The sequence below is a fragment of the Micromonospora sp. NPDC000207 genome (genome assembly GCF_040300925.1).
Lineage (GTDB): Bacteria > Actinomycetota > Actinomycetes > Mycobacteriales > Micromonosporaceae > Micromonospora.
The window spans coordinates 1-9,124 of the sequence record NZ_JBEPEQ010000164.1 but is presented as its reverse complement, the minus strand read 5'-3'; the positions used below and the strand labels follow the sequence as shown (position 1 = coordinate 9,124).

Genomic DNA, 9,124 nt, shown 5'->3' with positions numbered 1-9,124 from the left:
TAAACACACCCCTGTTCAAACCCTCTCCCCCCCCCCCCCCCTCTCCCTACCGCCGTATCCCCCCCGGGGGGGGGGGGGGCCCGGCCGGGGCCGGGCCCCCGCGCCGCCGGGGGCCTCCCGACGGCGCGGGTTCCGTGGGCGGTTGGCCGCGCCGCGGGCCCGACAGGGTCGACAGCCTGGTCATGCCTGCTCCATTCGGGTCTCGCGGCGGGCTCGGGGGTGAACTGCGGTGGCCATCTGGCTACTGGCTCTTCGCCACCGAGGTGATGTCCTTGACGATCTGTGCGGCCGTCTTGGTGCCGGCGATCAGCTCGGCCACACTGTCGTTGACCTGCTGGCCGACCGCCGGTGGGTACGCCTGGTCGAGGTAGAGCTGGAATCCGGTGGCACCGGCCAGGTTCTCCGCGACGGTCTTGTTGTTCGGGTCGGTGATCGCCGAGGCGGCCTCGGTCACCGTGGGCAGGACCGCCCCGGTCTGCGCGGCCGTCCGCTGGTTGTCGGCGCTGAGCAGGAACTTCAGGAAGTCGACGGTGGCGGCGGGGGCGTCCTTGCCGACGGCGAAACCGTTGCCGCCGCCGAACGCCTCGGTCGCCGAGCCCTTGCCGCCGTCCACCGTCGGGAACGGGAAGAAGCCGAGCTTGTCGCCGAGGCCCTCCTTGCTGGTGGAGCTGGAGGCCTGCACCGACGGGGCCCACTGACCCATCAGCTCCATTGCCGCCTGTCCGTTGCCCACGGTGGCGGCCTGCCCGTCCGGGGAGCTGTACTCGGCACCGAGGAAGCCCCGCTGGAACGGCTGGAGGTCGACGAGTTCCTTGAGTCGTTCCCCGGCGGCGACGAAGTCCGGGGTGTCGAAGTTCTTGTCGTCGGCGGCCTGCTGGAGGGCACCGAGCCCGCCGATCCGCATCGCCAGGTAGGCCCAGTAGTAGTGGGCCGGCCACTTGTCCTTGCCCGCCAGGGCGATCGGCACGGTGCCGGCGGCCTTGAGCTTGCCGACTGCCTCGACGAGACCGGCCCAGCTGGTCGGGGGCGCTGCGACACCGGCGGCGGCGAAGAGGTCCTTGTTGTACCAGAATCCGACCATGCCCAGGTCGAACGGGACGCCGTAGATCCGGTCGTCGATCGTGTACGGCAGCAGGGACGCCGGCACCAGGCCACCGACCAGGGACGCGACGTCGTCGGTGAGGTCCTTGACCAGGCCCGCCTCGACCTGCTGCCGGAGCACCCCGCCGCCCCAGGACTGGAACAGGTCCGGTGGCGAACCGGCCTGGGTGGCGGTGGTGAGCCGGGCCTTGAAGGCCTCGTTCTCCAGCGGCTGGACCTCGACTGTGACGTTCGGGTGGGTGTCGCGGTACGTCTGGGCCATCGCCGCCCAGACCGGCAGCATCGGCTCGGTGTTCTGGATGTGCCACCAGTTGATCGACTGGGGGCCGTCGGGGTCGCTGGGCCCGTCGTCGCTGCAGCCGCTGAGCAGGTAGGCGCCGGTACCGGCGCCGACGAGGCCGAGCAGCGTTCTGCGGGTGAGGTGCGCTGTCATGATCCATCCCTTCGGGGACACACGAGGTGCTCGGTTGCCGGTCTGGCCGGCAGGAGTGGTCACACGTGGAACAGCGAAACTTTCGGTGCTTCTTCGGTATTACCGATTGATGGCCGGCACGCTACGAGAAAGAATATGCACGGGTCAAGAGTCTGTCCTATCGCGACGTGAACGGCTAGCGTGTTCGTGGGTCGCGCTTTTCGCGGTCGAGTGATCCGAAAGTTTGCCGAAAGACCGCAGCAGAGGAGCCGACGTGTCGACAGAGACCACCGACGTGGCGACCGCTGCCCGGGTCATCCACAACCCCGTCCTCACCGGATTCCACCCGGACCCGTCGATCCTGCGGGTCGGCACCGACTACTACCTGGCCACCTCCACCTTCGAGTGGTATCCGGGGGTCCGCCTGCACCACTCCCGGGACCTCGTGCACTGGCGGGCACTGGGCGGGATCGTCACCGAACGCCGCCTGCTCGACCTGCGCGGCTGCGGTGACTCCAACGGAGTGTGGGCACCCGACCTGACCTGGCACGACGGAGAGTTCCACCTGGTCTACAGCGACGTGGCCAGCTTCACCGGCGGCTACTGGGATCCGCAGAACTTCCTGGTCACCGCCACCGACGTCGCCGGCCCCTGGTCCGACCCGGTGAAGCTGCACGGGCACGGCTTCGACGCCTCGCTCTTCCACGACGACGACGGGTCCACCTGGCTGTTGAGCCTCAGCGCCGACTGGCGGCCCGGCCGGGACCGGTTCGGCGGCATCGAGATCCAGCAGTACGACCGGGCCACGAAGTCCCTGGTCGGCCGTGCCCGGCCGCTGTTCACCGGCACACCGGTCGGGCTCACCGAGGGCCCCCACCTCTACCGTCACGACGGGTGGTACTGGCTGGTCACCGCCGAAGGGGGGACCAGCTGGGAGCACCAGGTGACAGTGGCCCGCTCCCGCGAGCTGTTCGGGCCGTACGAGGTGGACCCGGCCGGACCGCTGCTCACCTCGGTCGGCCGACCGGAGCTGCGGTTGCAGAAGGCGGGACACGGCAGCCTGGTCCAGACCCCGGACGGGGACTGGTTCCTCGCCCACCTGGCCGCCCGCCCCTACACCCCGCTGGGCAACTGCGTCCTCGGGCGGGAGACGGCGATCCAACGCGTCCAGTGGCCCACCGGGGGATGGCCCCGCATCTGCGACGGGGTGCCTGCGGACGAGGTCGACGCCCCCGACCTGCCCGACCATCCGTGGCCGGCAGAGCCCGACGTCGACCACTTCGACACCGGGCAACTCTCCTCGGCCTGGTCCACGCTGCGCCGACCGGCCGCCCCGGACTGGCTGGACCTGCGCTCCCGCCCCTCGCACCTGCGGATCCACGGTGGCCAGTCACCGGTCGGGCGGCAGACCCCCAGCCTGGTCGCCCGTCGGGTCGGGGCGACGCACTGTTCGCTGGAGACGGTCGTCGACTTCGACCCGCTCGACTACCGACAGTTGGCCGGGATCACCGCCTACTACAACACCCAGAACTGGCATCACCTCTACCTGACCCGGGCCGACGACGGACGTCGGATCCTGGAGCTGCTCAGCTGCGACAGCGGGCGGCGCACCGCCCACCCCGAGCTGACAGTCGACGTCGACGGCGGTGGGCCGGTCGGGCTGCGGGCGACCTTCGACGGTCCGGTGGTCCGCTTCGGCTACCGCCTCGCCGACGGTTGGCAGGAGCTACCTGTGGCGGCGGACGCCACCATCCTCTCCGACGAACACGCCGCACAGATCATCGACGGGGAGCCGGCGGCGTGGGGGTTCACCGGGGCGTTCCTCGGGCTCTGGGTGCAGGACCTCGGTGGCGACGGCGGCCACGCCGACTTCGACCTGGCCGCCTACCGGGAACACTGACCGGTTCGTCCGGCCGTCACCCGCCCAGCGCGATGTCCCGGACCGTCCGGTCGTAGTGCCGCCTCAGCTCGCCGTCGATCAGTTCCACCCTCGCCTCGGTGACGACCACCCGGGGAGCCTGCCGGGTCCGGGCGGTCAACATCCGGTGCCGCAGGCCCGCCGGGGGGTGCGAGGCGAACAGGGAGGTCTCCTCGCGCAGGGAGAGCTGACGCAGCAGCGTCAACCGGTCGGCGGCCGAGGCGAGCGACAGGTCCACCTCCGCCCGCCACCGTGCCGGGCCGCCCCCGTCGCGCGCCACCCGGCGGACCGTCCGCAGGACGGACTCCCCGTGCAGTGTCACGTCAAGCACCCGGGTGGCGGCGTCGGTGCCCCCGCTGCGGGCCGCCATCTCGTCGGCCAGGTACTCGGCCCGCTGGCTGTCCCGCAGTGCTGTCGCGACCAACACAAGGTGCGCGCCGAACAGCACCCGGGACACCGTCCAGGACACCGACCGGCCCACCGCCTCACCGATCATCTCCACCAGGCCGCCGCCGGAGGTCCCGGCGGAGGGGCGCATCAGGTCGGCGGCGTTGCCCAGCATCGTCAGCGCCGGCTGGACGACCAGGATCCGACGGACGTCACCGTTGACGAAGTGCCCCAACTCGTGGCCGAGCAGGGCCACCCGGGACGGCCCGTCCAGGCTGCCCCACAACGGCAACCCCAGCGCCAGCACCCGACGGCGACGCAGGCCGACCGAGGTCGCGTACGCGTTGAAGGTGTCGTCGACCCCGATGACGTGCGGAACCGGTGCGCCGATCGCCTCCGCCACCTCCGCCACCAGGGCGTGCAGCTCCGGAGCCCGGTCCCGGTCGAGGACCTCCAGGTCGGGGTCGACCCGACCGAACCGGGGCCGCAACGCCACCGCCAGGCCGATCATGATCACGCCGAGGAGGATCGCCAGGTTCGGGAACGGGTACGCGAACAGCAGCCACACCCCCGTCCCGCCCAACGCCAACACGCCGACGGTGAGCAGCAGCGACGCCACGGCGGTGACCCAACCGGCCGGGCCGAACCCGGCAGCGTCGAGTTCCCGGTCGACGAGGGTCGCGTACTGCCTGCCGGTGAGTCCCCGGGCCAGCCGGTAGGTGCGCCGGTCGACCCAGGACCACCCGAACTCCGGCCGCCGGACTGCCGGGTCGAAGGCGTCAAGGTTCCACTCGCAGGCCGCGCACCAGGGCAGGGCGTCGCGCAGGGACACTGTGGGCCTGTCGCACCGGGGGCAGCGGTCCTCGTCACTACGGGAGACGTTCACGGACGCTGATCTTGCATCGTCCCGGCCCGGTTCGACATGGGCCGATCGGTCACCTCCGCCCGACGGCGTCCTCCCCCGCCGGGAGGACTGTGAACGTGGCCCGCAACAGCACCTCGTCGCGCGAGGACGGGCCGACCAGGAGGTCGAAGGCCCCCGGCTCCACCACCCGCTCACCCCGGGCGTCCACTATGGTGCAATCGGCGACCGCGACCTCGATGCGGACCGTGGCGGTCTCCCCCGCTGCCAGCTCCACCTGACGGAACGCCTTCAGCTCCTTCTCCGCCCAGCTGACCGAGGTCACAGTGTCGCTGACGTAGACCTGGACGGTCTCCCGCGTCGGCCGACCACCGGTGTTGTGGACCGTCACCTCGGCCCGGACGGTGTCGGCCGGCCCCAGGTCGGAGGAGACGATCCGCAGGTCGGAGTAGTCGACGGTGGTGTACGACAGCCCCTCACCGAAGACGAAGGCCGGACGCTGGGTCAGGTCGGCGTACCGGGTGCCGTGCTGGCCCCGGATCTGGTTGTAGTACGTGGGCTGCTGGCCGACGTGGCGGGCGAACGAGACGGGCAGCCGACCTGTCGGCTCGACGAGGCCGAGGATCACCTCGGCGATCGCCCGCCCGCCCTGCATCCCCGGATTCGCCACCCAGAGCAGGGCGGCGGCGTCCGACGCCGACGCCGGCAGCACCAACGGCTTGGAGGCCAGCAGGACCACGATCGTCGGGGTGCCGGTCGCCGCGAGGGCGTCCAGCAGGGCGATCTGCCCGCCGACGAGTTCCAGGGTGGCCGTGGACCGCCCCTCACCGACCAGTTCGATCCGGTCACCGACGACAGCCACCACGTAGTCGGCAGCCTCGGCGGCGGCCACCGCGTCGGCGATCATCGCCGGGTCCGGCGCGCACGGCACCACCACCTGCGGCCGGGGTTGGCCGTCGGGGAAGAACTCCCCCTCCGGGTCCGGGGCCAGGGTGAGGATGTCGGCGCCGGGCGCGTGGGTCACCGACCACTGCGGCGGGGCGTACGCCCGCACCCCGTCGAGGACCGTGACGATCAGCTCCCGGGGCTGGCCGTCGGGCAGCCAACCCGCCTGGCCGGAGGAGCCCGCCCAGTCGCCGAGCTGGGTCTGGGCGTCGTCGGCGAGGGGGCCGACGACAGCGATCCGCCGCGCCGGCCGGTCCTCGGCCCGTCCCCGACCGGAGTCGTCGGCGACGCACCCGCCGGCGAGGGGCAGGATCCCGTCGTTGCGGAGCAGGACCAGTGACCGGCGGGCCACGTCGAGGTTGAGGGCGGTGTGGTCGGGGTGCCCGATCACGATCCGCTGACGCTCCGGGTCCGGGCGGCGGGGATCCTCGAACAGACCCAGTTCGACCTTGAGGGTGAGGATGTTGGTGACGGCGGCGTCGAGGTCGGACTCGGCGAGCAGACCCCTGTCGATCGCGTCCAGGGCACCCGCGAAGAACTCGGGGGTGGTCATGATCATGTCGTTTCCGGCATGGACCGCAGCGGCGGCGGCATGGGCGTGGTCGGGTTGGACCCGCTGCTCCCAGACCATCCGACCGACGTTGTCCCAGTCGGTGACGAGCATCCCGGTGTAGCCCCACTCGCCCCGCAGGACGTCGTTGAGCAGCCAGTCGTTGACGGTGATCGGCACCCCGTCGGTGGTCTGGTACCCGAGCATGAAGGTCCGGCACCCCTGTCGGGCCACCCGCTCGAACGGCGGGAGGAACCAGGAGCGCAGCTTGCGCCGGGAGATGTCGGCCTCGCTGGCGTCCCGCCCGCCCTGGGTCTCCGAGTACCCGGCGAAGTGCTTGGCGGTGGCCAGGATCGCCGTCGGGTCGCCGAGCCCGTCGCTCTGGTAGCCCCGCACCATCGCCGAGGCCAGCTCACCGATCAGGAAGGGGTCCTCGCCGAAGGTCTCGTCGACCCGACCCCAGCGCAGGTCCCGGGCGATGCACAACACCGGCGAGAAGGTCCAGTGCACGCCGGTCGGCGCGACCTCCACCGCCGTCGTACGGGCCACCCGCTCGACGAGCTCCGGCTGCCAGGTGGCGGCCATCCCGAGTTGGGTGGGGAAGATCGTCGCACCGGGGAAGAACGAGTGCCCGTGGATGCAGTCCTCCCCCACCAGCAGCGGAATCCGCAGCCGGGTCCGGGCGGTCAGGTCGTGCGCCTCGACCAGCCGCTGCGGTGAGGTGTGCAGAATGGAGCCGACGTGCCGGTTCAGGACATGGTCAGCCAGGTCCCCGTGCGCGTCGAGCTGCATCATCTGCCCGACCTTCTCCGGCCGGGTCATCCGCCCCAGCAGGTCGGCCACTCGCTCGGCGACGGGGCGGCCGGGATCGAGATAGGACGGGTCGGGGCTCATGGCCCTCGATCCTAGCCACCTCACCGCCCGGATGCCGACGGGCCGCGAAGAACAGGGCCGCCGCCCGACGGACCGCCGTCGGGCGGGCCGGATCCACGGCGATCGCGCGGAGCAGGTCCCGGTCGGCCCGGACCGCGGCCAGTGTGACGAGCAGGGCGTGACACTCCCCCGCCACGTCGCGGACCTCCGACGACGCCCCCGCACCGACCCCGGTCCGCCCGGGTTCCCGCCCACCGGCAGCGGGCCGGGACCGGTCGACCGTGCCGTGGACGAGCAGCGCCGCCAACACGTCCGCCCGGACGACCTGGTCCACGACACCCCCCGCCACGAGGTAGTGCCCGGCCGCTATCGCCCCGGCCGGATCCTGCCCGAGCCCCCGGAGCAACTCCGGCGACAGGTCGCCCCGGGACCACGCGTGCAACCCGAGTCCCCGCCCGGAGGTACTCGTCATCGCGGCGATCCACAGGTCCTGACGCCAGTCGCGGGCCAGCGGCCCCGCCGCCAGGTACTCCACCGGACCGGGCCAGGTCGGGGCGAGCCGGCCACCGACGTCGGCGGGTCCCGGTTCCACCGGGGAGAACAGGCCCGTGGCGAGCAGGATCAACCGGACGTGCCGGGGCCAGTCCGGCAACACCCGTTGGGGGGCGAGGGGGGCACGCTCGGTCGCCCAGGCGACCACCGCCGCCACCGGATCGCCCCCGGTCGAGGCCGCCGTCGCCGCCACCTCGACGAGATCGGTGTGCCGCCCCGAGAGCCAGTCGGCCACCGGCCCGCCCCGGGGTGCGCGGCGCAGCGCGTCGACCGCCGTGTCCGCGCTGGTTCTGCCCGCGTTCAGCAGCGCCCCCACGAAACGGTCCAGCAACCCCGACGGGTCGCCCGGCGGGGCGTCCCCCGGCGGGCCGGTCTCCCAGACGACCGCCGCGACGGTGGCGGTGAGCGGATTACGCAGGGCGACTGTGGCCCGCTCGGCTTCGGCCCAGGTCAGGAACTGCTCGGCGGCGGTGGCCGTGAACCACAGGTGGGCGAAGCGGCGCACGTCGGCCGCCTCGAACGGCACCAGGTGGTACGCCTCGAACCCCCGACCCAGGACCGTCAACTCCGCCTCGGGGAGCTGCCGGGTCGTCACCAGCAGCCGCCACGGGACGTCCCCCGCGTCCGGGGTGGCCAGCGCGGCGAGCCGGTTGAGCACCTGGGCACGTTCGTCCGGGTCGGCGACCGCGTCGACGCCGTCCACGCCGACCAGCCACCGCCGCCCGGACACCGGTGCACGGGTGAAGTCCACCCCCGACAACGGGTACGTCTCGGCGAGCGCCGCCGCCAGCGACCGCCCCACCAACGCGTACGCCGGGACCGTCACCACCACCGGTGCCCCGCCGGGCGTACGGTGCAGCCGGCCCCGGGCCGCGAGCCACCCGCCCGCCGATGTGGCGCACGCCTGCCGCAGCAGCGCCGACTTCCCGCTACCGGGTTCCCCGATGACCAGCACGTGTCCCGTCGTCGGGTCGGTGACCAGGGAGTCGGTGTCGACTGCGGACGCCGCCGGGGCGGATCGGCGTACCACCCGGCGGTCGACGTACACCTCGGACAGGGGACGGAGGTAACCGCCCGCGAACCGGTACGGGTGTCCGAGGGCGTCGTCCTGCTGGGCCCGCCACACCGGTGCCATCCCGGCCCACCAGCCGCGCTCGGTCCGGTGCCGCAGGTGCCGAGCCACCCCCAGGCCGGCGGTGGTCAACGCCAGCACGCCGGTGACCACACTGGCCACCGGGTCGAGCACGTCCCAGATCACGCGCTCACCCGGACCTCTCGACAGTTGACGTGTGGTGTCGTCCGCACCCCTCGCAGTACGGATGGGTCCGCAGCTCCCCGCAGTGCTCCCACGGCTCCACCCGGGGCTCGGGCGCCGGCGACGGCTGCTCGGCTGCGGCTCCCGCCCCACCCCCCGACACCCAGGACGACGTCTGCGGCGCGTACGCCATCGAGTACTGCCACCGGCGCAGGTCGGCGTCGGCGCGCAGCCGGACCCGGCCGGACTCCGGGTCGAGCACCTCGGCG

The 9,124-nt window shown here is 72.6% G+C and carries 6 protein-coding genes; 1 reads left to right on the top strand and 5 read right to left on the bottom strand.

Annotated elements, in window-relative coordinates; genetic code table 11:
• Positions 1-241: 241 nt before the first annotated feature.
• Positions 242-1,534: an ABC transporter substrate-binding protein gene (locus ABT336_RS25640; RefSeq protein ID WP_350899882.1), complete on the bottom strand. Its 1,293-nt coding sequence runs from the start codon at positions 1,532-1,534 to the stop codon at positions 242-244.
• 253 nt (positions 1,535-1,787) lie between these two features.
• On the opposite strand from ABT336_RS25640, the gene ABT336_RS25635 reads away from it, so the two are divergent.
• Positions 1,788-3,413, top strand: a complete 1,626-nt coding sequence (locus ABT336_RS25635) for a glycoside hydrolase family 43 protein (protein ID WP_350899880.1) — start codon at positions 1,788-1,790, stop codon at positions 3,411-3,413.
• A gap of 16 nt (positions 3,414-3,429) precedes the next feature.
• Here the strand turns inward: ABT336_RS25635 and ABT336_RS25630 are convergent, their stop codons facing one another.
• The 4 genes from ABT336_RS25630 to ABT336_RS25615 form a co-directional block, all read right to left on the bottom strand.
• The gene (locus ABT336_RS25630) at positions 3,430-4,704 is read right to left on the bottom strand and encodes a M48 family metallopeptidase (RefSeq protein ID WP_350899878.1); all 1,275 of its coding nucleotides are present in this window, start codon (positions 4,702-4,704) and stop codon (positions 3,430-3,432) included.
• Positions 4,705-4,753: 49 nt separating this feature from the next.
• Positions 4,754-7,018, bottom strand: coding sequence for an exo-beta-d-1,3/1,6-glucosidase (locus tag ABT336_RS25625; RefSeq protein ID WP_350899884.1), 2,265 nt, complete (start codon positions 7,016-7,018; stop codon positions 4,754-4,756).
• Complete coding sequence (locus tag ABT336_RS25620; protein ID WP_350899876.1) at positions 6,936-8,858, bottom strand: hypothetical protein; 1,923 nt, start codon at positions 8,856-8,858, stop codon at positions 6,936-6,938. Before ABT336_RS25620 ends, ABT336_RS25625 begins: the two co-directional genes overlap by 83 nt.
• Before the next feature lie 4 nt (positions 8,859-8,862).
• Positions 8,863-9,124 (bottom strand): hypothetical protein (locus tag ABT336_RS25615; protein ID WP_350899874.1); only part of this gene is annotated, 262 nt, incomplete at its 5' end.

Excerpts from the sequence above, each read along its gene's own strand:
- ABT336_RS25640 (WP_350899882.1), bottom strand. The coding sequence starts at position 1,534 with ATGACAGCGCACCTCACCCGCAGAACGCTGCTCGGCCTCGTCGGCGCC.